The sequence below is a fragment of the Mesorhizobium sp. WSM4898 genome (assembly GCF_029625845.1).
GTDB lineage: Bacteria > Pseudomonadota > Alphaproteobacteria > Rhizobiales > Rhizobiaceae > Mesorhizobium.
Map to the genome: position 1 here is coordinate 1,205,525 of NZ_JARTVQ010000002.1, position 25,580 is coordinate 1,231,104.

General features: G+C 63.9%; 26 protein-coding genes. 14 read left to right on the top strand and 12 right to left on the bottom strand.

Going from position 1 to position 25,580, the window contains the following annotated elements; all coding sequences use genetic code 11:
- Positions 1 to 67 precede the first annotated feature (67 nt).
- The 6 genes from P9228_RS13240 to P9228_RS13265 are packed head-to-tail and all read right to left on the bottom strand — an operon-like array spanning position 68 to position 6,059.
- A complete protein-coding gene (locus P9228_RS13240) occupies positions 68 to 1,453 on the bottom strand; it encodes an FAD-binding oxidoreductase (RefSeq protein ID WP_067326030.1) in 1,386 nt (461 codons plus the stop codon).
- A 31-nt stretch (positions 1,454 to 1,484) separates the two neighbouring features.
- Positions 1,485 to 2,594, bottom strand: coding sequence for an ABC transporter ATP-binding protein (locus P9228_RS13245; RefSeq protein ID WP_067326027.1), 1,110 nt, complete (start codon positions 2,592 to 2,594; stop codon positions 1,485 to 1,487).
- Positions 2,591 to 3,388 (bottom strand): ABC transporter permease, encoded by a 798-nt coding sequence (locus P9228_RS13250; RefSeq protein WP_278053835.1) that lies wholly within the window; start codon positions 3,386 to 3,388, stop codon positions 2,591 to 2,593. Before P9228_RS13250 ends, P9228_RS13245 begins: the two co-directional genes overlap by 4 nt.
- Positions 3,388 to 4,257, bottom strand: coding sequence for an ABC transporter permease (locus P9228_RS13255; protein WP_278053836.1), 870 nt, complete (start codon positions 4,255 to 4,257; stop codon positions 3,388 to 3,390). Before P9228_RS13255 ends, P9228_RS13250 begins: the two co-directional genes overlap by 1 nt.
- Positions 4,258 to 4,276: 19 nt before the next feature.
- Positions 4,277 to 5,353: an extracellular solute-binding protein gene (locus P9228_RS13260; RefSeq protein ID WP_278053838.1), complete on the bottom strand. Its 1,077-nt coding sequence runs from the start codon at positions 5,351 to 5,353 to the stop codon at positions 4,277 to 4,279.
- Between the two features lie 40 nt (positions 5,354 to 5,393).
- Entirely contained in the window at positions 5,394 to 6,059 is a 666-nt protein-coding gene (locus P9228_RS13265) for an XRE family transcriptional regulator (protein WP_095781141.1), read from the bottom strand.
- A 231-nt stretch (positions 6,060 to 6,290) separates the two neighbouring features.
- On the opposite strand from P9228_RS13265, the gene P9228_RS13270 reads away from it, so the two are divergent.
- Together P9228_RS13270 and P9228_RS13275 are read left to right on the top strand one after the other, a co-directional pair.
- On the top strand, positions 6,291 to 6,791 hold the full coding sequence (locus P9228_RS13270; protein WP_278053841.1) for a molybdopterin-dependent oxidoreductase: 501 nt from the start codon (positions 6,291 to 6,293) through the stop codon (positions 6,789 to 6,791).
- 17 nt (positions 6,792 to 6,808) lie between these two features.
- Complete coding sequence (locus P9228_RS13275) at positions 6,809 to 8,833, top strand: bifunctional diguanylate cyclase/phosphodiesterase (protein WP_127335611.1); 2,025 nt, start codon at positions 6,809 to 6,811, stop codon at positions 8,831 to 8,833.
- An 8-nt stretch (positions 8,834 to 8,841) separates the two neighbouring features.
- On the opposite strand, the gene P9228_RS13280 is transcribed toward P9228_RS13275, so the two are convergent.
- Together P9228_RS13280 and P9228_RS13285 are read right to left on the bottom strand one after the other, a co-directional pair.
- A complete protein-coding gene (locus P9228_RS13280; RefSeq protein WP_278053842.1) occupies positions 8,842 to 10,623 on the bottom strand; it encodes a chloride channel protein in 1,782 nt (593 codons plus the stop codon).
- Between the two features lie 321 nt (positions 10,624 to 10,944).
- Positions 10,945 to 11,685: an NAD(P)-dependent oxidoreductase gene (locus tag P9228_RS13285; RefSeq protein WP_245457016.1), complete on the bottom strand. Its 741-nt coding sequence runs from the start codon at positions 11,683 to 11,685 to the stop codon at positions 10,945 to 10,947.
- A 47-nt stretch (positions 11,686 to 11,732) separates the two neighbouring features.
- On the opposite strand from P9228_RS13285, the gene P9228_RS13290 reads away from it, so the two are divergent.
- Positions 11,733 to 12,203 carry a MarR family transcriptional regulator gene (locus P9228_RS13290; protein WP_278053845.1) on the top strand — a complete coding sequence of 157 codons (471 nt, stop codon included), beginning with the start codon at positions 11,733 to 11,735 and terminating at the stop codon, positions 12,201 to 12,203.
- Here P9228_RS13290 and P9228_RS13295 read toward each other — a convergent pair.
- Positions 12,200 to 12,499: a putative quinol monooxygenase gene (locus P9228_RS13295; RefSeq protein WP_278053846.1), complete on the bottom strand. Its 300-nt coding sequence runs from the start codon at positions 12,497 to 12,499 to the stop codon at positions 12,200 to 12,202. The genes P9228_RS13290 and P9228_RS13295 overlap by 4 nt on opposite strands.
- 122 nt (positions 12,500 to 12,621) lie before the next feature.
- Here P9228_RS13295 and flhA point away from each other — a divergent pair, with 122 nt between their 5' ends.
- From flhA to P9228_RS13310, 3 genes are read left to right on the top strand one after another with little or no spacing between them, the layout of a single operon-like run.
- Positions 12,622 to 14,709, top strand: coding sequence for a flagellar biosynthesis protein FlhA (flhA, locus tag P9228_RS13300; protein ID WP_278053847.1), 2,088 nt, complete (start codon positions 12,622 to 12,624; stop codon positions 14,707 to 14,709).
- Entirely contained in the window at positions 14,706 to 15,458 is a 753-nt protein-coding gene (gene fliR / locus P9228_RS13305; protein ID WP_278053848.1) for a flagellar biosynthetic protein FliR, read from the top strand. The genes flhA and fliR overlap by 4 nt, the downstream gene beginning before the upstream one ends.
- 5 nt (positions 15,459 to 15,463) lie before the next feature.
- Positions 15,464 to 15,847, top strand: a complete 384-nt coding sequence (locus tag P9228_RS13310) for a hypothetical protein (RefSeq protein ID WP_127246068.1) — start codon at positions 15,464 to 15,466, stop codon at positions 15,845 to 15,847.
- 118 nt (positions 15,848 to 15,965) lie between these two features.
- Here P9228_RS13310 and P9228_RS13315 read toward each other — a convergent pair whose 3' ends face one another.
- Positions 15,966 to 16,559 carry a transglutaminase-like cysteine peptidase gene (locus tag P9228_RS13315; protein ID WP_278054075.1) on the bottom strand — a complete coding sequence of 198 codons (594 nt, stop codon included), beginning with the start codon at positions 16,557 to 16,559 and terminating at the stop codon, positions 15,966 to 15,968.
- Between the two features lie 216 nt (positions 16,560 to 16,775).
- Here P9228_RS13315 and P9228_RS13320 point away from each other — a divergent pair, with 216 nt between their 5' ends.
- The 4 genes from P9228_RS13320 (at position 16,776) to P9228_RS13335 (ending at position 18,814) form a co-directional block, all read left to right on the top strand.
- Positions 16,776 to 17,345: a rod-binding protein gene (locus P9228_RS13320; RefSeq protein ID WP_245460687.1), complete on the top strand. Its 570-nt coding sequence runs from the start codon at positions 16,776 to 16,778 to the stop codon at positions 17,343 to 17,345.
- Positions 17,346 to 17,353: 8 nt separating this feature from the next.
- Positions 17,354 to 17,776: a hypothetical protein gene (locus P9228_RS13325; protein ID WP_067325992.1), complete on the top strand. Its 423-nt coding sequence runs from the start codon at positions 17,354 to 17,356 to the stop codon at positions 17,774 to 17,776.
- 31 nt (positions 17,777 to 17,807) lie between these two features.
- The gene (locus tag P9228_RS13330; RefSeq protein WP_095823408.1) at positions 17,808 to 18,332 is read left to right on the top strand and encodes a hypothetical protein; all 525 of its coding nucleotides are present in this window, start codon (positions 17,808 to 17,810) and stop codon (positions 18,330 to 18,332) included.
- A gap of 197 nt (positions 18,333 to 18,529) precedes the next feature.
- Positions 18,530 to 18,814, top strand: coding sequence for an SCP2 sterol-binding domain-containing protein (locus P9228_RS13335; RefSeq protein WP_067002744.1), 285 nt, complete (start codon positions 18,530 to 18,532; stop codon positions 18,812 to 18,814).
- Positions 18,815 to 18,895: 81 nt separating this feature from the next.
- On the opposite strand, the gene P9228_RS13340 is transcribed toward P9228_RS13335, so the two are convergent.
- Together P9228_RS13340 and odc2 are read right to left on the bottom strand one after the other, a co-directional pair.
- On the bottom strand, positions 18,896 to 19,390 hold the full coding sequence (locus P9228_RS13340; protein ID WP_127324524.1) for an N-acetyltransferase: 495 nt from the start codon (positions 19,388 to 19,390) through the stop codon (positions 18,896 to 18,898).
- A gap of 328 nt (positions 19,391 to 19,718) precedes the next feature.
- Entirely contained in the window at positions 19,719 to 20,852 is a 1,134-nt protein-coding gene (gene odc2, locus P9228_RS13345) for an ornithine/lysine decarboxylase (protein ID WP_095823409.1), read from the bottom strand.
- A gap of 539 nt (positions 20,853 to 21,391) precedes the next feature.
- On the opposite strand from odc2, the gene P9228_RS13350 reads away from it, so the two are divergent.
- From P9228_RS13350 to P9228_RS13365, 4 genes are all read left to right on the top strand, one after another.
- Positions 21,392 to 22,591, top strand: a complete 1,200-nt coding sequence (locus P9228_RS13350; RefSeq protein ID WP_278053011.1) for an amidase — start codon at positions 21,392 to 21,394, stop codon at positions 22,589 to 22,591.
- Between the two features lie 2 nt (positions 22,592 to 22,593).
- A complete protein-coding gene (locus P9228_RS13355) occupies positions 22,594 to 23,493 on the top strand; it encodes a LysR family transcriptional regulator (protein WP_067002475.1) in 900 nt (299 codons plus the stop codon).
- Between the two features lie 180 nt (positions 23,494 to 23,673).
- Positions 23,674 to 24,342, top strand: coding sequence for a DUF1007 family protein (locus P9228_RS13360; protein WP_127241513.1), 669 nt, complete (start codon positions 23,674 to 23,676; stop codon positions 24,340 to 24,342).
- A 6-nt stretch (positions 24,343 to 24,348) separates the two neighbouring features.
- Positions 24,349 to 25,566: a nickel/cobalt transporter gene (locus tag P9228_RS13365; protein ID WP_278053012.1), complete on the top strand. Its 1,218-nt coding sequence runs from the start codon at positions 24,349 to 24,351 to the stop codon at positions 25,564 to 25,566.
- Positions 25,567 to 25,580 lie beyond the last annotated feature (14 nt).

A 25,580-nucleotide genomic window follows, 5' to 3' on the forward strand; every position in this document is an offset into this window, starting at 1 on the left:
AATGGTTTTCCGTCCGGAATTGCGCGAAAACAAAGAGTTAGAGCGGTTCGGCGAACGCCGAACCGTCTCAGTGGCCTGTGATGCTGTCGGCCAGGGCGGCCAATTTCGAAGTGTAATTGAGCCCGGCGGCCTCGCGTTGGTCGGCGATGCGGTAGAGCTGGTACATCGAGTGGACGCCGAGCCAGCGGAACGGTTCCGGCTCCCAGGGTCTGACCTTGCGGTTGACCCAGGGCAGTCGCGTAAGATCCGTGTCATTGCCGAGGATCAGATCGGCAAGCGTGCGCCCCGAAAGGTTTGAGCTCGACACGCCCAGCCCGACATAACCGCCGGCCCAGCCGATGCGCGTCCTGGGGTCGAGGCCGACCGTCGTGCACCAGTCGCGCGGCACGCCGAGCACGCCGCACCAGGCGTGGTCGATGCGGCACCCGGCCGTCTGCGGCAACAGCGTCGTCAGGATCGTGTGCAGCTGGTCGATCGTCGCCTGCTGCGTCCGACCGTTGACGTCGGTGCGCGAGCCATAGCGGTAGGGCACGCCGCGTCCGCCCATGGTGATACGGCCCTCGCGCGTGCGCTGGGCATAGCAATAGGCGTGCGCCGCATTGCCGAGGAGCTCATGCCCGTCCCAGCCGATCTCGCGCCAGAGTTCTTGTGGCAGCGGCTCGGTCACGATCTGCGCGCTGTTGAGCGCCAGCCATGTCCGCTCTTCCCCGGGAATGCCGGCCGTGAACCCCTCCGTCGCGCGAATTATCGTTTCCGCCCGCACCGTGCCACGATCGGTGGCCACCCTGCCCTTGGCGATCGACGTCACGGTCGTCTTTTCGTAGATCGGCACGCCGAGCCGCTCGACCGCTTCCGCCAGCCCGCGCACCAGCTTGGCCGGCTGCACCCGCGCCTGGCCGTGGATGACGAAGCTGCCCATGACATTCGCGATATTGATGCGCGCGCGTGTGGCTGCAGCGTCGAGCAATTCGATGCGCTCGGGGTCGGCGTCCCAGGAGCGGATCGTCTCGCACGCCTCGCGCACACGTTGGAGCTGTGCGGCATTGGTGGCGACCGTCAGATTGTCGGCACGGCGGATGTCGGCGTCGATGTCTTCGGCCGTCGCCACCCGGATCACCTCGTCGACACAGCCCGCCATCGCTGCCTGCATGGCGCTGACAGCTTGCCGGGTCGAGGTCTTTAGATATTTTTCGCGCGACCAGCCGAAGCCGCCCGAAAGCCAGCCGCCATTGCGCCCCGAGGCACCGAAGCCGGCGAATTCGCGTTCGAGCAGGACTATGCGAAGCGAGGGCTTCGCCTTCTTCAGATAATAGGCGGTCCAGAGCCCGGTGTAGCCGGCGCCGACGATCGCAACATCGGCTTCGATGTCGCCGGGCAAGGGCGGACGCGGGCTTGGGACCGCGCCCAGATCCGCATACCAGAACGAGATGTCGCCGTTGCGCTTGACTTGCATGGGATGGCTTCCAGGAGACCGGAGAGAGGGATCAGGTGAGCGTCGTGTCTGCCGTGCTGTCGTCGGGCAGAAGCTTGGCGTCGGCGCCGTCAAAGCAGAGTTCCACGTTCTCGCCGAGGGCGAAATTCTCGCCCGTCAGCGGCGACCGCACGATCGCGGTCGAGCCGTCGCCGAGCTTCACTTCGTATTTCGATCCCGAGCCAAGATAGATCGCCTCGGCGATCGTTCCCGCCAGGCGGTTCTTGCCGTCGGCTTGCCCCGGCCGGCGAATGGCAAGTTTCTCGGGCCGCAGCAGCATCACCGGGCTGGCTTCTCCGGCAAGCCGTCGCGGCGCGGCGACCGTCTCGCCGGCAATGGTCAGCGCAGTGCCGGTGCCGTCACTTCTGGCTTCGCCGCGCAGCACCGTGGAGTCGCCGATGAAGCGGCCGACGAACAGCGTTGCCGGCTCGTCATAGAGCTGCCGTCCGGTGCCCACCTGCTCGATCCGGCCACGGTTGAACACGGCGATGCGGTCCGACAGCACCAGCGCCTCCTCCTGGTCGTGCGTGACATAGACGAAGGTGGTGCCGAGCTCGCGATGGATGCGCTTGATCTCGAGCTGCAGCCATTCGCGCAGCTTCTTGTCGAGCGCGCCGAGCGGCTCGTCCATGAGGAGCAGCGGCGGGTCGAAGACGATGGCCCGCGCCAGCGCCACGCGCTGCTGCTGGCCGCCCGACAATTCGCTCGGATAGCGATGCGCGAAGTCGCCCATCTTGACCATGTCGAGCGCCTTGGCCACGCGACGCTTCCGATCGTCCTGCCCAACGCCGCGCAGCGTCAGCGGATAGGCGACGTTGCGGCCAACCGTCATATGCGGGAACAATGCGTAGTGCTGAAAGACGACGCCGATGTTGCGCTTGTGCGCCGGCACGCCGACGACGCTTTGTCCTCCGACCAGCAGCTTGCCGCTCGACACATCCGTGAAACCGGCGATCACATTGAGCGTCGTCGTCTTGCCGGAGCCGCTCGGCCCAAGCAGCGTCATGAACTCGCCGGGCTCGATCCTGAGCGACACGCCGTCCAGCGCCTTGAACGCGCCATAGGCCTTGGTGACGGATTCGAGGTCGATCGCCGCGCCGCGATTGTCCGGTCTTGGGTTCATAGGCGTCCCTTCCGCTCGCGGCCAAGAAGAAGCATGCCGCCGCCGACCAGGATCGTCGTGGCGCACAAAAGGATCGTGCCGACTGCCGCGACGGTCGGGTCGGCGTCGCGCGTGATCGAGGAGAAGATCTGCACCGGGAGCGTCTTGAGATAGGGGTTGGTGATGAACAGCGAGACGATGATCTCGTCGAAGGACGTCGCGAAGGCGAACAGCAGGCCCGACAGGATGCCGGGCAGGATCAGCGGCAGCGTCACCGTCCGGAACGTGGTGAGCGCGCCAGCGCCGAGGCTCGCAGCAGCCGTCTCCAGGCGCCGGTCGAACACTTCGAGATTGGCCGACACGGCGATCAGCACGAAGGGCAGCGCCAGGATGGTGTGGGCGAGCACGAAGCCGGGCAGCGTGCCGACGAGTCGCGCATCGAGATAGACGGCATAGATGCCGATGGCCAGCACCACGCCCGGCACAACCATCGGCGTCAGCATCAGCATCCGCAGCAGATTGGCAGGCCGCGCCTTCATACGGTCGAGGCCGAAGGCGGCCAGCGTGCCGAGCACCGTTGCCAGCACCGCCACGATCGAGGCGACCTTCAGGGAATTGAGGAAGCTGGTCGACCATTCTGGATTCGTGACGAAATTCTCGTACCACTGCCAGGAGAAGCCTTGCGGTGGGAAGGAGAGCGACTTGTTGCCGTTGAACGACATCGGCACGACGACCAGCGTCGGTGCCACCAGCCAGACCGCCACCAGCAGGCAGACAAGGCCGAGAACGACACGGGTGAGCGGCTTCATTTCCATCAGCGCCGCCCCGCTTCCCGGTGCCGCGACTGCATCACCGGCGCTGCAAGCGCCAGCAACAGGAAAGTCGTGACCAGCAGCACCACGCCCATCGCGCCGCCGCGTCCCCATTGCAGCAGGCTGAGCACCTGGGTCTGCACCAGTGTCGACAGCATCGTCGAGCGCGGCCCGCCGAGCAGTGCCGGCGTGATGTAGAAGCCCAGCGCCAGGATGAAGACGATGATCGCGCCGGCATAGACGCCCGGCAGCGACAGCGGCAGGTAGACTGTGAAGAAAGCGCGGGACGGCCGGGCGCCAAGGCTGCGCGCCGCCTGCACCAGCCTGAGGTCGATGCCTTTCATCACCGAATAAAGCGGCAGGATCATGAAGGGCAAAAGCACCTGCGCCATGCCGATCACCACGCCCGTCTGGGTGCGGATCAGCCGGATGCCCGCGAAGCCGGCTGATCTCAGCAACGAGTTGATGACGCCGGAATCCTGCAGCAGGATCACCCAGGAGAGTGTGCGCACCACGCCGCTCACCCAGAAGGGGATGAGTACGCAAAGCACCAGGACGAGCCGCACGCGCGGACCGACCGCGGTCATGAGGTAAGCATAAGGATAAGCGCAAACCACGCAGACCAGAGTGACCCATGCCGAGATGGTGAAGGTGCGCTGGAGCACCGCGAGATTGACGGGCGCGCCGAAGAACCAGGCATAGTTCTGCACGCCCCATTCCGGCTCCGAGAGGCTGCGCAGCACGATGGTGAGCAGCGGATAGCCGATCACCGCGGCGAGCAGGATCATGGCCGGCAGCGTGAGCGCGAACGGTCGCCAGGCCCATCCTGCCCGCTTTTCGGCAGTCTGGATCGTCGGTTCGAGCGCGCTCACGGATCTTGCCTCCGTCAGCTCAGTTGCCGGCCATCAGCGCGGACCACTTCTCCTGCGCGACCGGGAAGTTCTCGACCCAGAACTTGATGTTCTGCTTGTAGCCTTGCTTCTGGCGCTCGGGCGTGTTGGTCAGGAAAGCTGCGACCGACTCGTCAACCTTCGGCTTCGCATCGTTGTTGATCGGCGTGTAGGAGGTCTGCTGCGTGAGAATCTCCTGCGCCTGCTTGCCGAGGTAGGCATTCAGCAGCGCATAGGCGGCATCCGTATCCTTGACGCCGACGGGGATCGTCATCTGGTCCATCACCACCAGCCAGTCCTGCCAGGCGGGCGCGTATTTGGCACCATTCTTGACCGCCGTCATGGCGCGGCCGGTCCACATCATCAGCATGTCGGCTTCACCGGACTCCGCGAGCTGCTGCGATTCAGCGCCCGTCTTCCAGTAGATCGTGTCCGGGCCGAGCTTGCGAATCACGTCGAGGGCCTTGTCGATATCGGCAGCGGTCATCGCCTTCGGATCGCCGCCCGCCACCTTGAAGGCCTGTTCGAGCAGGCCACCGGTCGGATCGCCGGATCCGTCTAGGGCGCGCACGCCGGGGAACTTTTCGGTGTCGAAGAAGTCAGCCCAGTTCTTGGGCGGGTTATCTTTGTACTTCTCCTTATTGTACATCAGCACGACGCCGTAGTTCATCGCCGGAACCGAGCACTCGCCGACCTGTCCTTCGGGTATCTTCGAGACGTCGAGCTTCGAGAGATCGAGCTTCTGGAACAGCTTTCCGCAATGGACGTAAGGCGGCAGATCGCCGGTATCGACCACGTCCCAGGTGACGTTGCCGGATTCGACCTGGGCCTGCAGCTTGGCGATCTCGGTCGGCCCGTCATTGAGCAGCTTGACGCCGGACTTCTCGACGAACTCCTTCAGCGCCGCCACCTGGCCATCCTGATAGATGCCGCCATAGGAGACGAAGGTCAGGGTCTTGCCCTTGAGCGAGCCTTCCTTCACCTCGCCCGCGACAGGCTTTTCCTGTGCGAAGGCGGTGCTTGTCAGCATTCCGAGCGCCAGCACGGCGCCAAGACCTGCAAGTTTCGACTTCAACATAACTCTGACTCTCCCATTATTATGCCCGCGTTTAATCGGACTACCTGGCCGCGAGCGGTTTCCAGGGCTTGTATTGATCGAGCTCGGCGCGTGCCGAGGTCGGCGGTGCGATGATCCACATCACCTCGGCCCGACCACTGCCGATGTTCTCGCTGCGATGTGGTGTCGATGTCGCGTATTCGATGCTGTCGCCTTCTTCGAGGACGTGGCGGGCGTCGCCAAGAGAGACCTCGACGACACCGCGAAGGACGATCAGCATCTCCTGCGCGTCGCCATGCGTGTAAAGCGCGGAGCCGGTCGAGCCGCCGATATCGAACTCGCCGACATAGACCTCCATGTCGCTCAGCGGCGGGCGGGAAAGCAGCATCTTACGGCAGCCGTTGCTGGGCGGAAGACTTGGCCGCTCGCTGCGCCGGAGCACGCCATGGTTCTGTGTCGCGCTTTCCTCGAACAGCATCGCGACGCTCACGCCCAACGCCGAAGCCATCTGGTTGAGCGAGGCAGTACTGGCGCCGGTCAGCCCGCGTTCAAGCTGGCTGATGAAGCTGGCGCTCGTTCCGGTCGCTTCCGCGAGGTCACGCAATGATAGACGGCGAGCGAGGCGCAGGGCCTTGAGCCGCACGCCCAGCACCTGCTGCGCATGAGCTGCAGCCGTGCCGGCACCGATCGCCGCCGGAGCCTGGCCGTCCTCCGAAGCCTCGCGCATCCCGTTTTCCTCCACTTAACACCTTGTACAGTACCACTGTACAGCTGGCAATAGGGGGCGGATGCCATTTCCACGGTCCCATGGCGGGGAACGGAAGCCGATCAAAAAATTAAGCATTCAACGGCAGTATCGAATGTCGGCCGGCAAGATGTCGTACAGCAAGGACCATTGTCGATCTGCTGAGCGGGAAGGGATTGCGATATGTCATCCTGGCTAAGAAAAGGACCGTTGATGCTCGTGCGCAGCCTGCTGATGCTGGCTGTCTTGGCGATCGGCACTCTGACTGCACGGGCGTTGGAACCGGCCAGCTATCCGGAGCCGCCGGACTCCGTAGCTTTCACCGTTCAGAAGGACGGCAAGCAGATCCCGGTCACACTGAGGCAGTTGGAAAAGCTCGGCCTCTACAAAGTCATCACCACAAGTCCTTTCGAGCAAGGGCAATTGACGTTTGAAGGCGTCCTGTTCCGAGACGTGCTTAAGTCCCTGGGATTGGCAGATAGGGATTCCGTCACTCTAAGGGCCGCGGACGATTACGTGCAGGTGATTCCGCACGAGGATTGGACGGAAGGTCCTCTGCTTCTTGCGACGCGCCAGGACGGGGAGTTGCTCACCCGACGAACACAAGGTCCGACCCGCTTGGTCTATCCTCTCAAGGATTTCCCCGCCTTCGAGACGCCGATCCGCAAACCGAGATGGATTTGGCTGATCAAGACGATCGAGTCCGACAACTGACCGGCTGGTAGGCCTCCATGGTGGGATCTCGACTGAGAGGCTGGCGCATTCCGCTTACCTATGGCAGTGCCATAGGGCTGGCGGCGGTCGGTTCCGCGATCCTCATCGTCATGCTGTTTGTCAGTATCAGCAAGATCGAGTCTTCGCTGCCCCGGTTCGGGTTCTTCGCCATCCGCGAATTCCATATTGCCATACGCGACGTGACCCACCTGAGGGATATGATCTCGCTTGCTGAGGTCGCGCCCAACTCTCAGGCGAGCCTAGATCATCTGGCCGCTGCAAACGACCTGGTTTACATCCGCTTCAAGCGGGTCGACGGCGGCGAAACGATCAGCGCAATTCCCGCATATGCAGGCATCGTGCCGCGCGTGAACGACGCGGTAACGCGGCTCGACGCCGTGATCGCGGCGGGGCTCCCGTTCGATCAGCAGCGCTTGAAGGAACTGGGTCTGGAACTGGAGCAGATCGTCGGCCGGATGAACGACGAGTACTACAAATACGGCGAGGGCGTTAACGCCGATCTCTATGCGTCGGAAGTCAGCCTGAATCGGTTCAACTATCAGATAGCCTTTGCTCTGACGATCCTGTCGCTGCTGGCAATCGGGACGGCGGTTCTGTTCATCGGGCGCCGGGAAACGATAAAGAAGCTGGAATTTCTCGCCTGGCGCGACGCGACCACCGGACTGAAGAATCGTGCCTGGATGGCAGCCAACAGGGACGCCATGCTGGACCGGGCGAGGGAGACCGGTAGGCAGCTTCAGCTGCTCCTGATCGATCTCGACCATTTCAAGAGCGTGAACGACACCTTCGGCCATCACGTCGGCGATCTGCTGCTGAAGGCGGTTGCCGAGGTCCTTCAGTCGGTCGAGCGGCCCGGCGACGTAGCCGCCGTGCGATTGGGCGGAGACGAATTCGCCATCATGGCTATTGCCGATCGGAATGATCATGACGATTTGGGGCAACGTCTGCGCGAACGGCTGAACAGGTTCGCAGAGTTGGAGGGCCATCAGGTGCGCATTGGCGCCAGCATCGGCATGGCATGTTTCCCTCAGCACGGTTCCGACATTTCCACGTTGCTGCACAGTGCCGATAGCGCTCTCTACACGGCAAAGGCCGAAGGGCGGTCCGGTTTCGTGACGTTTTCGCCCGCGATCCTCAGTCAGATCGACATGCAGCTCGGTGAAGAAGCGGCCATCAAGCGGGCCCTCAATTGCGACGAGTTCTTCCTGGTCTGGCAATCCCAGTTCGAGCTGGCGACCGGCCGCATGATCGGGGCCGAGGCGCTGGTCCGCTGGCACGACCCGGTCTCGGGAGCGGTTCGTGCGCCGGCATCGTTCATTCCGATCGCGGAACGAAGTGAGCTGATACTGGAACTCGACAAGATGGTTCTGGGCAAGGCTTGCGAGCAAGCCGCCCGATGGATGCCTATTTCCACCGAAGAGTTCATCTGCTCGGTCAACGTCTCCGGAAGAAGCCTCCAGACCGATGCCTATCTGACGCATCTCACCGAGACGCTGCGGCAAACGGGGTTGCTTCCATCGCGTCTGCAGTTGGAGATCACTGAAGGGATATTCATCCAGAACAGCCGCAATGCCCTGGAGAGTATCGGCAAGATTAGAAACCTCGGAGTGAGCCTGGCACTCGACGATTTTGGGTCAGGTTATGCGAGCTTCGGATACCTTGCCGATTTCGACTTGAACCAATTAAAGATCGATCGCTCGTTCCTCAGCGATCTGGCTTCCTCCACGAAGAAACAGAACGTGGTCCGAGGCATCATCGCGCTGGCCAATTCGCTAGGCCTGACCGTTGTTGCGGAAGGGGTGGAGAACGAAGCCCAACTCGACTTCCTGATCCACGAACACTGTCACGGCGCACAAGGGTTCTTTATGTCGGAGCCTGTTGAGGCAAGGTTGATGACCAACTATCTCGTCGCAAGGCAGGGTGGCGCCAAAACAGATGGAAAAACTCGAGCCGAGTCTCTTCGCTTGGGCCCATCCATGCTGCGGAAAGTCGCCAAGCAGGGCCGCAAGACCGCCGATTAAATCAGGGCTCAGCCCTCGCCGGAAAGATCCCTCCGCGCCTTGTCCAGCTCCTCGGCGTAGCGCCGCATCAGATGGCTTTCAGTGAGCAGGCCAAGCACGATGCGGTCGTCGAAATCCTCAACGACCGCTAGCTCTTCAGCGCCGGCGCGCTGAAAGGTCTCGGCGGCGGACTGGACGTTCATCGACGGCACCAGCACCGCATCCTTGAACTGCGCGAGCGCCTGCACCGGAGTCTCGCCGTCTGAGAGGTCGCTGTGCAGTTCGGCCACGAGCAGCACGCCGACATAGTGCCGGCCCCCTTCGACGGCGATGACGCGCTGCGCCGAGCCGAGCGGGATCTCCTTGCGGAACTCGGCCAAGGTAATCGAAGCATCGATAGTGCGGACGTCCTTGCGCATCATCGACCCGACATTGAGGCTGCGCATCCAGCCAACGTCGTGGGCGCTGCGGATCGTCTCGCCGCGCAGATGGAAGCGCCAGGTCGAGAAGGAGTAGCCGAAGGTCTCGCGGACCAGGATGGCCGACATGATCGACGCTGCCAGCACCACGCCGGTGAGCGTCAGGTCCCGCGTCGATTCCAGCGCGAGGAAAGTCATGGTCAGCGGGCCGCCGACGACACCTACGGCAAGCGAGGTCATGCCGACGACAGCGGCGACCGCCGGATCGAGCGCGGTTGAGGGCGCGGCCATCGCCATGACGCCGGCAAAGACCTTGCCGAGCAGCGCCCCCAGGAACAGCGAGGCGAAGAACAGACCGCCGCGGAAACCGGAGCCGAGCGAGATCGCCGAGGCAGCAAGCTTCAGCACGAAGACGCTAGCCACCACGGGAAGCGCGTAGTTCATGGCGAACTCGCGGTGCAGCGCGCCGTGTCCGCTGGACAGCACCTGCGGCGTGACCAGCCCGAGCAGCCCGACAACGATGCCGCCGATGAAAGGTCTGGCGGAAGCGTCGATCGCCAGCCGCACAAAGACGCGCTCGATAAGGCTCACCAGATGCATGATCGCGATGGACGCAGCCCCGCCGAGCAGTCCCAGCAGCAGGAACGGCACATACTGGCTGGCGGTCAGCGTCGGCAGGCCGGAAAGTTCCAGTGGAAACGGCACGCCGCCGAACATCTCAGCCGTCAGCGAGGCGGCGATCGCCGCCGTCATGACCGGCGCCACATTGGCCACCGAGTAGATTCCGATGACCAGTTCGAAGCCGTAGAAGGCACCCGTCAACGGCGCGTCGAAGGCGGCAGCGATCGCGCCGGCGGCGCCGCAGCCGACCAGGATGCGCACGTCGTTGCGGCGCAGCCGGAAGGCGCGCGCCAGCCGCGAGGCGATGCCGGAACCAACCTGCGTATAACCGGCTTCCAGACCGACCGAGGCGCCGAAGCCGCTGGAGATCATGGTCTGGCCGACAATGATGAACGTATCGGTGAGCGACATGCGCCCACCGTAGAGCGCGTTGGCTTCGATCGGGTCGACAGGCGTTCTGAACTTCCGTCTTCTCAGCCAGATCACCGAAAGGCCGAGCAGCAGTCCTCCGATCGCCGGAAACATCGCCTGCACCGGGCTGGCCAGCGAAAACATCGCCGAAAGACGCCCGCCCGGCTGCACGTCAAAGAGCAGGAAGTGCATGGCTTGCACCAGCGCGCTCATGCCGGTGACCAGGGCGCCCGCGATCATGCCGACCATCCCCGCCATCAGCACAATGACGATGCCGCGCGCCTCGAGCACGGGGATGGAATTGATCAGCACCGCCCGAAGCCGGCGGGCGTAGACTTGCGGTTCGTTTATGGCAGGCAACGGAGCGGCTCGCCGGTATGCGGAGGATGGATGCTGCCGCGCCTGATACGCCCGACGGCATGGAGTGGCAACCGCAATGCCGACCCCTTGTGGCGCCATTTTGGCGTTGCGTCGATTAGCGACGGTTGGGCCGGCTACCCTCGCTGCGAGAACGGGAAAATGTCATTGATCGAAGATGGTCAGCGGCCCGCAATCGTCCCTCGCGACGAAGGTCGCCAGCAGCTCCGCCGGCTCCATTGCGCTCGCCTTCTCCGCGAACGATGCACCGTGCCCGGCGGCTCGAACCAGGTCTGTCCTTTGGCGGCAATTCCTCCGTCTGCCTCACACAGCCAGACGGAAGTCGGGCCGCCAGCCGAGTTCGCTGACCGCCTTGTCGGTCGCGACATGGCCGTTCGGCTCGGCGATGTTGAAGGCGCCCGGCGCACCGCGCTCGACGGCAAGCAGCACTGCATAAGCGGCGGCATCGACATGCAGCGCCGGGTCGGCGGCAGCGTCGGCTCCGGTACCAGGCCCGTAGAGATGCCCATAGCGCAGCACGATGCCCGTCATGGGCTCCTCGAGAACCTGGCGTTCGAGCGCGATCACGCCGCCGACGCTGATGCCGCGGCCGCCTTCGGCGCCGCTGTCGAGCGGATCGGTTTCGGCATGCGGCTCGGGTCCGGGCGCATAGGCCCAGGCGATGCTCTGCGCGATCAGGCGACGGGCGCCGGCCGACGCCGCGGCCTCGACCAGATTGCGGGTCCCCTCGTCGCGGACGCGCGCGTTTCCGATGATGGCCTCGCCCATCTTGTTGGGATCGAGTCCGGCCGGCAGATCGGTAAGCTGATGGATCACGACCTCCGGCTTCACCTCGGCGACCGCCGCAAGCAGGTCGCCGGCATCGAACACATCGATCACCACCGGGCTGGCCCCGATCGCGCGGAGCTCCTCGGCCTTCTCGGCCCGGCGCGTTGTCGCAGCTACCTGATGGCCGGCAGCGACCAGTTGCGGGATCAGGCGGCGGCCGATCGCGCCGGAACCACCAGCAAGAAAGATGCGATAGCCCATCGTCTTCCATTCCATCTTGCGATAATATCAGAGTTCGAACAACATATAAGAGCTCTTACATCGTGCGCAAGCAGAAACCGGAAATTCCGGCCCCTGGCAAAGGCAAGCGCGGCGAGGAAGGTTATCTCGGCTACCTGCTGCGCCAGGCCGCCGGCGCCTACAGGCTGCGGGTCGAGCAGGCGCTGGATGAGTTCGGCGTCACGCAGCCGCAATTCGCGACGCTGACCATGCTGTCGGCCTATCCAGGCATCTCCAATGCCGACCTCGCCCGGCTCGCGGTGCTGACGCCGCAGACGGTGAGCGTGATCGTCGGCAATCTGGAAAAGGCCGGTTCCGTGGTCCGCAAGCCGCATGCGGTGCACGGGCGCATCCAGCACCTTGACCTTAGCGACAGCGGCCGTGCCTTGCTGAAGAAATGTCGCGAGCGGGTGCAGCGGCTTGAACGCGAGCTGACCGCCGCACTTTCGGCCAACGAAGAGCGCGCCGTCCGGCGCTGGCTGGTCGCCGTCTCGATCGCGGACACGGCCGGTTAGATCGCAGTACCCTCGCCCGCTTCATAGAGCGCCAGCTTCCGATCCCCAATGCCGAGTTCCGCCCAGCTCGCGCGCCATTCGGCTATATGCGCTGACTTGAAATGCGCCTCGAGCGCCGCACGATCCCGCCAGGCTTCCGAGACATGGATCAGGCCGGGATCGAGAACATCCTGCGCATAGGAATATGCGAGGCAGCCGGCTTCGGCGCGACTCGCTGAAATCATTCGTCCCATCGCCGGCCTTGCCTGATCGAGCCTGTCGGGTGGCAGCCGAATCGTGCCGATGATGAGGAGCATGCGCCTTTCCTTTCGCCAGCCGGCTCAAATCCCGTAGCCCCTCTCCCACCTTCGCGCAAGCTTGACCGGTTAACGGTCGGGAGCCTGCCTTTGCACTGGGCAAGTCTGGATTCGAGGACGATATGGCGATCAGCGAAACAATCCCGTCCGGCCTGGTGGCCAAGAACGGCCGCGACGTTTTCTTCGCGCTCGGCATCGTCGTCATCCTGGCGGTGCTGTTCCTGCCGATCCCGGCCTTTCTCATCGATATCGGCCTTGCCTTCTCGATCGCGCTCTCGGTGCTGATCCTGATGGTGGCGCTCTGGATCCAGCGGCCGCTGGATTTCTCCTCCTTCCCGACCGTGCTGCTCATCGCCACGATGCTGAGGCTCTCGCTCAACATCGCCACCACGCGCATGATCCTGTCGCATGGCAATGAGGGTACGCATGCCGCCGGTTACGTCATCTCGGGTTTCTCGAAGCTGGTGATGTCGAGCGACTTCGTCATCGGCCTCATCGTCTTCATGATCCTGATCGTGGTGAACTTCATCGTCATCACCAAGGGCGCCACCCGCATCGCCGAAGTCGGTGCGCGCTTCACCCTCGACGCCATCCCCGGCAAGCAGATGTCGATTGACGCCGACCTTTCCGCCGGAATGATCGACGAGAAGACGGCGCAGCTTCGCCGCCGCGAATTGGAAGAAGAATCCTCCTTCTTCGGCTCGATGGACGGCGCGTCGAAATTCGTGCGCGGCGACGCCATCGCCGGCCTCATCATCACCGCCATCAACATCGTCGGCGGCATCGCCATCGGCTATCTGCGCCACGGCATGGGCCTCGGCCAGGCGGCCGACGTCTTCATCAAGCTGTCGGTCGGCGACGGCCTCGTCACCCAGATCCCGGCCCTCATCGTCTCGCTCGCCGCCGGCATGCTCGTCTCCAAGGGCGGCACGCGGGGCTCCGCCAATCAGGCGGTGTTCGGCCAGCTCGGCGCGCATCCGCGCGCGCTCTATGTCGCGGCCTCGCTGCTCGTCATCCTCGGCCTTATGCCCGGTCTGCCGCTATTCCCGTTCTTTGCCCTTGCCGGCGCCATGGCCGGCCTCGGCTACGTCATCCCGCTGCGCCACAACCGCGCGCTGGCGGCAGCCGAAGCGCAGAAGAACAAGGAGAAGGCCGACAAGGTCGAGGAGGAGAAGAATTCGGTCAAGGCCTCGCTTGCGACTGCCGAGATCGAGCTGCTGATCGGCAAGCAGCTCTCGACCAGGCTGCTGGTCGCACATCAGGAGCTGGTGTTCCGCATGTCGAAGATGCGCAAGAAATTCGCCCAGCAATATGGGTTCGTGGTGCCGGAGGTGCGCGTCGCCGACGACTTCGCCATCCCGCCGAAGAGCTATCAGATCAAGGTCCACGGCACCGTCGTTGCCGAATACCAGATTCGCGTCGGCGAAATCATGGTGCTGCTTGGCACCCGCGGCGTGCCCGACATCCCCGGTGAGGAAATCCGCGAGCCGGCTTTCGGCATGCGCGCCTATTCGGTGCTGGAAACCTTCGCCGAAGATCTGAAGCGCGAGAACTACACCTTTGCCGACAACATGTCGGTGCTGCTCACCCACCTCTCCGAGGTGATCCGCAACAACCTGCCGCAGCTTCTGTCGTACAAGGACATGAAGGCGCTGCTCGAGCGGCTGGACCCCGAGTACCGCAAGCTCGCCGACGAGATCTGCACCTCGCACATCTCCTATCCCGGCCTGCAGGCGGTGCTGAAGCTTCTGCTTGCCGAGCGTGTCTCAATCCGCAACCTGCACCTGATCATCGAGGCCATCGCGGAGATCGCGCCGCATGTGCGCCGCACCGAGCAGATCGTCGAGCATGTCCGCATCCGCATGGCGCAGCAGATCTGCGGCGATCTCTCCGAGGGCGGCATGCTCAAGGTGCTGCGCCTCGGCAACCGCTGGGACCTCGCCTTTCACCAGAGCCTCAAGCGCGATGCCAAGGGCGAGGTGCGCGAGTTCGACATCGATCCGCGCCAGCTCGAGGAATTCGGCCAGGACGCCACCAAGGCGATCCGCAAGCATCTCGAAGCCGGCGAGCGCTTCGTGCTGGTCACCGCGCCGGACGCGCGGCCTTATGTGCGCATGATCATCGAGCGGCTGTTCACCACGCTGCCCGTGCTCAGCCACGTCGAGATCGCCAAGGGCGTCGAGATCAAGGTGCTCGGAACGATCTCGTGAACGCGCTCTCGCAAGGCGTCGTCATCGCCGCCTTCCTCGCCTTCTGCCGCATCGGCGCCTGTTTCATGCTGATGCCCGGCCTGTCGAGCGCCCGCGTGCCTCTCCAGGTCCGGCTGTTCGTGTCGATCGCCGCCACCGGCGGCCTGCTCGCCTTCCTCTGGGACCGCATCTATCCCTATATCGACCCGCGCCCGCAGGTTCTGGTGCCGATGATCGTTTCCGAGCTTCTGGTCGGCGGGCTGATCGGTGCCATGACCAGGCTCTATATGGAAGCGCTGCGCTTCATGGGCTCGGCCATCGCCATGATGATCGGCTATGGCGGCTCAGGCGGCCCGGCGATCGAGGAGCCGGAGCCGCAGGCTGCGCTCGCCGCCATCATCTCGTTCTCGGCGCTGCTCCTGCTTTTCGTCTTCGACTTCGACCACGAGATCGTGCGCGCGCTGGTCGCCTCCTACACGGTTGCTCCGGTCAATGTATTCTTCAACCCGCAGGCGGCGCTGGTCGACGTCACCGACACGGTGTCGGACGCCTTCTTCCTGGTCATCCGGCTCGGCAGTCCCTTCGTCGCCTACGCCATTCTGGTCAATTTGACGATCGGCTTCGTCAACAAGCTGACGCCGCAGATCCCGGTGTATTTCATCTCGCTGCCCTTCGTCATCGCCGGCGGGCTGATCATCTTCTACTTTGCCATCGGCACCTTGCTGTCGTTGTTCGTCGACGGCTTTGTCGACCTGACGCTAGCGAGGTAGCCGCGATGGCCTCGCGCAAGGACAGACTGAAGAAGTTGGTCAAGGTGCAGGAGCAGTTGAAGGCGGTGCACGAAAGCCGTCATGCCAGCTTCCTCTCCGCGGCCGCGGCGGCCGAATCGGAAGCAAAGGAACTCATCGGGCATTTCGACGCTGACAGCTCGCTGGCCGGCCTGTTCCCGGAACTTTACCATCGCCGGATTGCGAACGCGCTCGGCCAACAAAAACAGAATCTTGAAAGCGCCCGGGAGGAGGCGACGTTGATCGCCGCCGCGACCGCGCGGACCAACATGGTCGAGCGCGCCTATAGGGACGCTCGCCGCCGCGACGAGCGCGAACGCTCAGACCGCGAGCGGCTGGACCTCATTGCCCAGAAGCGGGGACATGACTAGGGCAATCAGGAAAAGCATGAAACGGTTGGGCTCGGCGACGTCGCCGTGGCCTCCCATCCGGACTTGCGTCAAACCAAGGAGATAGAGCGGTGGATCCGGCGCGCGGCGAACGAGGCTGTCAGATGCCGGTCGCCGTCGTGCCGACCGACTTGGCCGCCCCGATCCGCTCCCAGCGCCTGCCATTGCCCTGCACCTGCCGGGCGAAATAGTTGTAGGGCGTGCTGGACCAATCACGGACCGCGCTGGTGAGGTTGTCGAGCACCAGGTCGCCCTCGTTGGTGCGCACCGTCAGCACCGTGTGTCCCTCGCCGTGATAGCTTGCCACGGTCAACAGCAGCGCCGAGGCCGGCCAGCCGCGCTTCATCAGTTCGAGCTTCTTCAGTATCGCGATATCCTCGCAATCGCCGGACACGGTCGGCACGCGCCAGTCGTCGTTCTTGCCGACAACGGCTCGATCACTGACCTCGGTAATGCGTGAATTGACCGAAAGGTTGATCTCGTTCAATTGCGCGCTGAGCTGAGGCCGCAGGGCGACGACCTTTGTTCCGCCGGCCGTGCTGCAGAGGCTGGGTTGGCGGCTGCAGAACGAATAGAAGGCCGGCGGTGGGAACGCCTTGCCTTTGGTTTGCATCGCCGTTCCGGCCTGGGCGGCAAATGGCCAAGCAACCGACAGCAGAAATGCGATCAGCACGACATCGCTTTTCACGATCAACGTCTCCAAGGCGTGGTCTCGAGGATGAGGGGGCGGGGTTAATTAGTCGTTTTCAAACCCCGAATTGCGCCGGCGGCAGGGCAAACGCCGTTAAAATATTAATACCTGCTAAAATAAGATTTGAGCGCTGCACTGCACCTCGCCGCCCCCGCAAGCCTGCCACAAGCTTGTTGCGTCATTGTGCAACGGACATAACCGGCAAAAGGCAGTGCTTTCTTGGCGATTTCACCTCCCAGCGACATCGTGATGGACGTCGCCCGTGCGGCGGAGCCGGCCGACGTCGAGGCCGCGCGGGCAGCACTCGCGAGGCGGGCCGGCGGTGCCGGGGAGACCTTCTCGATCGACCAGACTGCCTCGGTCGAGGCGGGCTCGGTGCTCTCGCGCGCCGCTGCCGACAAGGCCGAGGCGGCAAATCCGGCTAAAAAGTTCCAGCGCTTCGAGGCAATGGTGCTGACCACTTTCATCCAGAACATGATGCCTAAGGACACCGAGGGCGTTTACGGCAAGGGTCTGGCCGGCGACATGTGGAAATCGCAGCTTGCCGAAAAGGTAGCCGATGTCATGGCCGCGCATGGCGGGATCGGCATCGCGAGATCGATGCTTGCCGACCATTATCTGGACGGCAAACACAAGGTGCCGGTCGGGTCCGTTGGGGGCGGACCGGAGAAAGCCGAGATCGACCAGCAGACCAGGCTTTCGACCTCCCTGGTCGACGAGCTCGAGCGTAAGGCCGCCCGGTCTATGACCGGTGACGACACAACCATAAAAACGGACATCAAGATCTAGGGACCTACATGGCCGACCAAACGGACCTTTCCAACCTGCCTGCACGAACCACCGCCGCGGAAGCACCGATCGCAGCTGCACGGCCTGGCAACCTCGCCGCCATCATTGGCCGGATCGAGGAGGCGGTGGACGAGGAGACGGCGGGTATCCGCAGCGGCACCAGCTACGACCTCAAGGCTTCGAATGCCCGCAAAAGCCGCTATCTCTACGAACTGACCCGCGCGCTGAAGGGCGCCAATGAGATCGAGTTCCTCGAGCAGCATCGCGAAGGGCTGGCGCGGCTGCGCCAGAAGCTGGCAAAGAACGAGGCGGCTATTCTTGCCCATCTCAATGCCGTCAACGAGGTCGCCACGCTGTTGAAGAACGCCATCCAGCGCGCCGATGCCGACGGCACCTACTCGGCAGGCGAATTCGGATATGCCCGGGCTTGAATGAGATGACTGCGGAGCAAGGTAGGATTCGGTGATCAAATTCCTCGCCGCAGCGCTTTGGATCTGCGCCGTAACCCTCGGCGCGGTGTTTTATTCGTTCCAGGCGGCGGGCGAGCGCGGCGTCGGTGAGCCGCCGAAGCCGATGCTGGGCGGTCTCGACTACGTCAAGACCGACATCATTTCGGTACCGCTCGTCCGCGATGCCAAAATCGATGGCTATTTTCTCACCAAACTCGTCTACACGGTGGAGCCGGATCAGATAAAGAAACTGTCGATCCCGGCGCCGGCCATCATTACCGATCAGGTCTATTCCTACCTCTATTCCAATCCGCAGATCGATTTCACCAAGAAGGACACGATCGATCTCGATGCTTTCCGCAAAGCGATCCGCGAGACCGTCAACGCCCGCGTTGGCGTCGAGCTGGTGCATGACGTGCTGATCGACCAGGTCAACTTCCTGTCCAAGGACGAAATCCGCGACAACGCCATCCGCCGCCGGAAGACTGCCGGCGAGACCGCGCAAGCGATGACCAAGGCGTTCCAGCCGGAGCATTGATCGGCTCTCGGCGATCGACTGGCGGGTTCACACCCTCGTCTGGTGATGCGACATGCCGCATGGCAGCCACGTTGACGTAAACGTCAACCCGAAGCTATATGCGCCGATGGCTGTCGCCGCGCTCCCGCGCGACGCGGCGCCTCGCCCAGCGGCCAAGGCCGGTGCGCGTCAAACGCAACCAAACGAGGAGAACCGCCATGGGCGTTCAGGAGATTGCCGACAAGATCAGGTCGCGCGTGGCAAGCGCCGGCTTCGAGCATTCGGTCAAGTTCGACACTGGCAGCGACGGCGTCATCGTGATCGACGGCGCGACCGTCTCGACCGCCGACGCCCCGACCGACTGCACGATCAAGCTCTCGCTCGACGATCTCGATTCGCTGATCGCCGGCGACCTCAACCCGACCATGGCCTTCATGGCCGGCAAGCTGAAGGTCGAGGGCGACATGACGGTCGCCATGGCGCTCAGCCAGTTGCTCGGCTGACCGCCAGCCAACTATTTTAGAAGAGCGATGTGGCGCCGCGTTTTTGAACGCGCGGCGCCGCATCGGTAATGCCTCCGACAGTCAGGCGACGAAATCCAGCGCCTTGACCTTGCGGCCGGCGGCCTTGATCGTGCCCGCGGTCCCGTCGAGCGAGCCCTCCTTCAGCTCGAGCGCCAGCAGGCGGTGCCGCTCATAGGGCCCAGGCATGGCGAGCGAGCCGGTGCGGTCGGCCGAAAAACCGAACCGCCCGTAATAGGGTGCATCGCCGACGAGCAGGATCGCGCCGTGACCGAGCCGCGCAGCCTCGGCGATCGCGTGCCGCATCAGCGCCGAGCCGATGCCGCCGCTCCTCAGGCCCGGCTCGACTGCCAGCGGCCCAAGCAGGAGCGCTGCCGGACCACCCTCGCCCAGCGTCACGTCCCACAGCCGAACCGTACCGACGAGCGCGCCCGACGGGTCGCGCGCGACAAAGGCCAGGCCTTCCGACGGCCGGCGGCCACGCCGCAGTTTCTCGGACGACTTCTTCCTGCGCTTCGGCCCCATGGCGCGGTCGAGCAGCGCTTCGCGCGCCTGCATATCACCGATGCCTTCGGCAACGATGACGAAGGCCGGCGCAATCTCCCCCCTCGAGCGGGAGATGTCGCCAAAGGCGACAGAGGGGGTCGTTGCGCATGTAATACCGGCGCCCAGCGTGACGAGAAGCGGCGCTGGCGCTCCACGCGCGACGCCCCCCGACCGCTGCGCGGCCATCTCCCCCTCGAGGGGGGAGACCCGGCGCGCGGCGCCCTCAATGATGAAATCTGCAAAGTCCATTTCCGCGATCCTTCACGAGCGGAGATCTGTTCCACAAGCGAGCCCCGGCGGGCGATGTCGCCCACGCCGGTTGATCTGAAGGCTCGCGCCTTCAGATCACGTAGGATCGGAGAGGCTCGAAGCCGTTGAAGGCGACCGACGAATAGGTGGTCGTGTAGGCGCCGGTACCTTCGATCAGCACCTCGTCGCCGATGGTGAGCGACAGCGGCAGCGGATAAGGCGTCTTCTCGTAGAGCACATCGGCCGAATCGCAGGTCGGGCCGGCGAGCACGCAAGGCGCGGTCTCCGATCCGTCGCGCGGCGTCACGATCGGATAGCGGATCGCCTCGTCCATGGTCTCGGCGAGGCCCCCGAACTTGCCGATGTCGAGGAACACCCAGCGCACATTGTCATTGTCGGCCTTCTTCGAGATCAGCACGACTTCCGACTTGATGACGCCGGCATTGCCGACCATGCCGCGACCCGGCTCGATGATCGTCTCGGGCAGCGCGTTGCCGAAATGCTTGCGCAGCGCCGAGAAGATCGCCTGGCCATAGGCCTGCGCCGCCGGCACGTCCTTCAGGTAACGGGTCGGGAAACCGCCGCCCATGTTGACCATCTTCAAGACGATGCCTTCCTCGGCGAGCGTGGCGAACACCTTCTTGGCATCGCCCAGCGCGCGGTCCCAAGCCGAGAGATCGGTCTGCTGCGAGCCGACATGGAACGACACGCCATAAGCGTCGAGGCCGAGCGCCTTGGCATGTCGCAGCACATTCACCGCCATTGCCGGCACGCAGCCGAACTTGCGCGACAGCGGCCATTCGGCACCCTCGCCGTCGGTGAGCACGCGGCAGAACACGCGCGAGCCCGGGGCGGCGCGGGCGATCTTCTCGACCTCCTCAACGCAATCCACGGCGTAGAGGCGGATGCCGAGCTGGTAGGCGCGCGCAATGTCGCGCTCCTTCTTGATGGTGTTGCCGAAGGAAATGCGATCCGCCGGCGCGCCGGCATCCATCGCCATCTCGACCTCGGCAACCGATGCGGTGTCGAAGGACGAGCCCATCGCAGCAAGCAGGCGCAGGATCTCCGGCGCCGGGTTTGCTTTCACCGCATAGTAGATCTTGGAATCGGGCAACGCCTTCTCGAAGGCGCGGAAATTGTCGCGCACGACATCGAGGTCGACGACGAGGCAGGGACCGTTCGGACGTCGGGTGGCGAGAAAGTCAAGGATGCGCTGGGTGGCCATCGAGGTCTCTCCATCTGCGCCTTTCGGCGCGCACAAAGGCTGCGGGACGCGGGCGCTCGGCCTCGCGAACTCGCGGTGGACAAAGGCGGGACGGAAAATCCATGGAACCAGCCGGTGGAGACCCCGGAACCACGGATCGCCGTCTCGCGGCGGTGAACCTGGCCTTGCCCGGCCTCGGTTCGCTTTGTCTGCCTTGGCTTGGATGGGAGGACCCGTCCGCACTGCCGGCAATGAAGGTGTGCCTCTTCAGTAACCCCGGTCTTTGGACGACCGGCAGACACCAGAAAGGCCCGCACCGTCGTTGCTTCAAGGTGTCCTCGGTCTTGTGGTTGGCCACTGACCGACTGGAGGGGTTGGCTCCAGTTACCTTACCGATTGCCCTCACCATTCGAGGATCGGCGGACACCCACAGGCACGTGCGACTTTGGGCAAGCGCGATATAAGAGCGAAGGGTTTCACAATCAATAAAAATCGTCAGCGCCGGTTGTAAAAATTGCGGCATCGAACAATGTTTGTGGACCGTATTCGGAAATCGAACAATGCCAGGCACCGACGGCCCTCTCAACGCCTTCCTCGATCTGCGCCAAATGCCCGTGGCCAATGCGGAATTTGGCCCGTTGGCCGGCCTGCGCCTAGCCGTGAAGGACATCTATGACGTCGCCGGCTATCGCACCGGCTGCGGCAACCCGCGCAAGTTCGAACAGGCTCACGCCGCCTCGCGGACGGCCGAGGCTGTGCAGTTGATTCTCGATGCCGGTGCGCGATTCGTCGGCAAGACGCAAACCGACGAGCTCGCCTTCTCGCTGTTCGGCCAGAATTCGCATTTCCCGTTTCCGGTGAACGCAGCCGCTCCGGATCGCGTGACCGGCGGCTCCTCGTCAGGTTCGGCGGCAGCGGTCGCCGGCGGCCTTGCCGACATCGCCGTCGGCTCCGACACCGGCGGCTCGATCCGCGCGCCGGCGAGCTTCTGCGGGTTGATCGGGCTGCGCACCAGTCACGGCCGGGTATCGCTCGAGGGCGCCATGAAGCTCGCGCCGAGCTTCGACACCTTCGGCTGGTTCGCCGGCGACATAGAAGCTTACGAAATGGCCGGCAAGCTTCTGCTCGGACGCGATCCACACCAGCATCCGCTCAACCGCCCGCTGTCGATCGGCTGGCTCGATGCCTTTGTTTCCGGGCCGACGGAAGCCGCCGAATATGCGCGGATGAAGGCACAGGCAGCAGCCGTCCTCGGCGAGCCGACCGAAACCGAACACGCCTTCGCCTCCTCCCCGGATGATCTCTACTGGTGCTTTCGTCGACTGCAGGCCTTCGAGGCCTGGCAGGTGCATGGCGGCTGGATTTCGGCAGGCGATCACGGGCTGGGTCCGGGTGTCGACGAGCGTTTCGGCTTCGGCCGCACGATCGATACAAAGACGGTCGAAGCCGAAACGGCGCGTCGGGCAGCCTTCCGTTCCGAGTTCGGCAAGCTGCTCGGCAACGACGGCTTTCTTGTTCTGCCGACCGTGCCGGGCGCAGCGCCACTGAAGACCAGCACGCCGGAGCAGTTCCAGGCCTATCGCGAAAGGGCGCTGCATCTTTTGTGCCTGGCCGGGTTGTCGGGCTTCCCGCAGATCACCTTGCCGCTCGGTTCCGTCGACGGCGCGCCCTTCGGCCTGTCGCTGCTCGGCCCTTACGGCAGCGACGTCGCCCTGATAGGGCTCGGCCGCACGATTCTGGATGCGGCCCGAAAGGTCTGATCATGGATACATTGACCCGCATGCGCGCCTTCATCGACGTCGTCGAGGCCGAAGGCTTCTCGGCCGCCGCGCGCAAGATCGGCCGTTCCAAGGCGCTGCTGTCGAAATATGTGCGCGAGCTCGAGGACGAGCTCGGCGCGCTGTTGTTGAACCGTACCACGCGGCAGTTCTCGCTGACCGAAGCCGGTCACACCTATTATCAGCGCGCCTCCGAAATCGTGCGCGAGGTCGACAGCCTCGCCGATGCCGTGCGCGAATCTTCCGGCGACGTGCGCGGCCGCATCAAGCTCTCGGCTGCGCGCACCTTCGCCGACGCGCCGATTGGCCAGTCGCTGATCGATTTTGCCAAGCAACATCCGGACATCGTTCTCGACATCCATCTCGACGACCGCTTCGTCGATCTGGTCGAGGAAGGCTTCGATGTGGCCGTGCGCATTTCGCGGCTGGAGAACTCGTCGCTGATCGCGCGGCGCCTCGGGCCGTTTTCGATCAAGCTCTGCGCGTCGCCGGACCTGCTCGCAAAGCATGGCACCCCGACCCGCCCGCAGGATCTTTCCAACATGCCCTGCATCGTCGACACCAACGGCCGCTCTTTAGCCAACTGGCGCTTCAAGGGAGACGGCGAGGATTCGGTGAGCGTCACCGTGTCGGGGCCGATCGAGGTCAACAGTCCGATGGCGGCGAGAGCAGCCGCCGTGTCGGGCCTGGGCTTCACCATCCTGCCGGATTTCATCGCTGCGCCCGAAGTCGCGTCGGGCAAGCTGGTGACGGTGCTCGACGACCGCATCCTCTCGGGCAGCGGCATCTTCGCGGTCTATCCGCATCGCCGCTATTTGCCCGCCAAGGTCCGTGTCTTCGTCGATTTCCTGGTGCACTGGTTCAGGACGCGCGACGCTGCGTGAAGCACGTCCCCCGAAGGTGGGAACCGTTTTCGGCACAAGGACATGCGCAGAATCAGACCTAAAAGCGCATCGGGCGAATCTGGAAAAAGCGCGACGCTCTCCGAGAGCGCGTCCCAATTTCGCCCCCTTTCTGTTAACTCTCGGAGCCCACTCCCAAAGTCGATGGAATCGCGGCCCGGAATGCACTTGAAACGGCAAGCAACCATACTGGCTTCGGCAATTGCGGCCACCTTTGCCACGGTAGAGCCGGCCCAGGTGCACCCGCACGTCTTCGCCGAGGCTCGCCTCGACGTCATCCTCGGCGCGGATCACCAAAGTGTGACGGCGCTGCGCCACCTTTGGCGCTTCGACGATCTGTTTTCGAGTACAGTGATGATGGAGTTCGACAAGAACTCCGATCTGAAGCTTGACGACAAAGAGCTCAAGGAAGTGGCCGACACCGTCCATTCCTCGCTGGCCGAGTTCAACTATTTCCAGCTGGTCACGCAGGACGGCAAGGACGTGCCCATGGTCCCTCCGCCGCATCTGATGGCGAGCTTCGACAACGACCAGCTGATCATTCTGTTCGAGTCGCAGCCGAAGACGCCGATCAAGCTCGCCGGCAAGATCGACATCGGCGTCTACGATCCGACCTTCTACACGGCGATCGACTTCACCGACGACGCCAACCTCACCGTTGAGGGATTGCCCGCGAATTGCACCAAGAAGGTGATCCGTCCCGATCCGGACGAAGCGATCAAGGAAAACCAGAAGACCCTGACGGAAGCCTTCTTCAACGATCCGACGGGCACCGACATGAGCAAGATCTTCGCCACCAAGCTCGAACTGAACTGTCCGCCGGAAGGATAATCGGTGATGAAACCGTCGCTGCGCTTGGCGCTCGGCCTCGCGGCCGCCACCTTGGTCATGACGCATTTACCTGGCGTCGCCCATGCCCAGAGCTCGCTCGGCATCGGCACCAATGACGGCATGGCGCCGAGCACGACCGGTCCGTTCGCCCATATCCTGATGTGGATCAATCTCAGGCAGCAGGAATTCTACCATTCGCTGGCGGCCGCGATGAAAGCCATGCGCCAGGACGGCAGCAAGCTCTGGCTTCTGGTCGGCCTGTCCTTCGCCTACGGCATTTTCCACGCCGCCGGGCCCGGCCACGGCAAGGCGGTGATTTCGTCCTACATGGTCGCCAACGAAGTGGCGCTGAAGCGCGGGATCATGCTGTCCTTCGTCTCGGCGCTGCTGCAGGGGCTGACCGCGGTCGTCGTCATGATGCTTGCCTATTTCGTGCTGCGCGGCACGGCGGTGTCGATGACCGACGCGGCATGGTTTCTTGAGATCTCCAGTTATGTGCTGGTGACGCTGTTCGGCGCCTGGCTACTGTGGCGCAAGGCGGGCCCGGCCATTCTTCGGCGGTTCGGCGCCGGTCCGGCCTACAGCCTGTCGGCGGCCCATGCCGGCCACTCGCGTGGCGGGCACTCGCATGCTCACGCGCATGCCCATGCCGGTCATTCCCACTCCCATTCGCATTCCGCGCATGCCCACTCGACGCACTCGCACGCGCATCACGACCATGATCATGCCGCGCATTCGCATGCGCACAGCGATGAGGCGACTGATCACAAGGCGCATGATCACGACCACGCGGCGCACGACCATGCTCACGCTGGGCATCATCACCACGGCCCGGGCGAAGTCTGCGACACCTGCGGCCATTCGCACGCGCCGGATCCGGCGCTGCTTTCGGGCGATCGCTTCGACTGGAAGACCGCCTGGTCGGCGGTGGCCGCCGTCGGCATCCGCCCCTGCTCCGGCGCGCTGATCGTGCTGAGCTTCGCGCTCCTCAACGGACTCTGGCTCGGCGGCCTGCTCTCGGTGCTCGCCATGTCGATCGGCACCGCGATCACCGTCTCAGCGCTGGCGACGATCGCGGTGACGGCCAAGAACTGGGCTGTCTATTTCGCCGGCGACGGACGCATCGGCAACCGCATCCATTCGATCGTCGAGATCGGCGGCGCCGCCTTCATCTTCCTCGTTGGCCTGCTGCTCTTGTCGGCCAGCCTGACGGGCGGCGTCTGAAGCCGACCGGAACT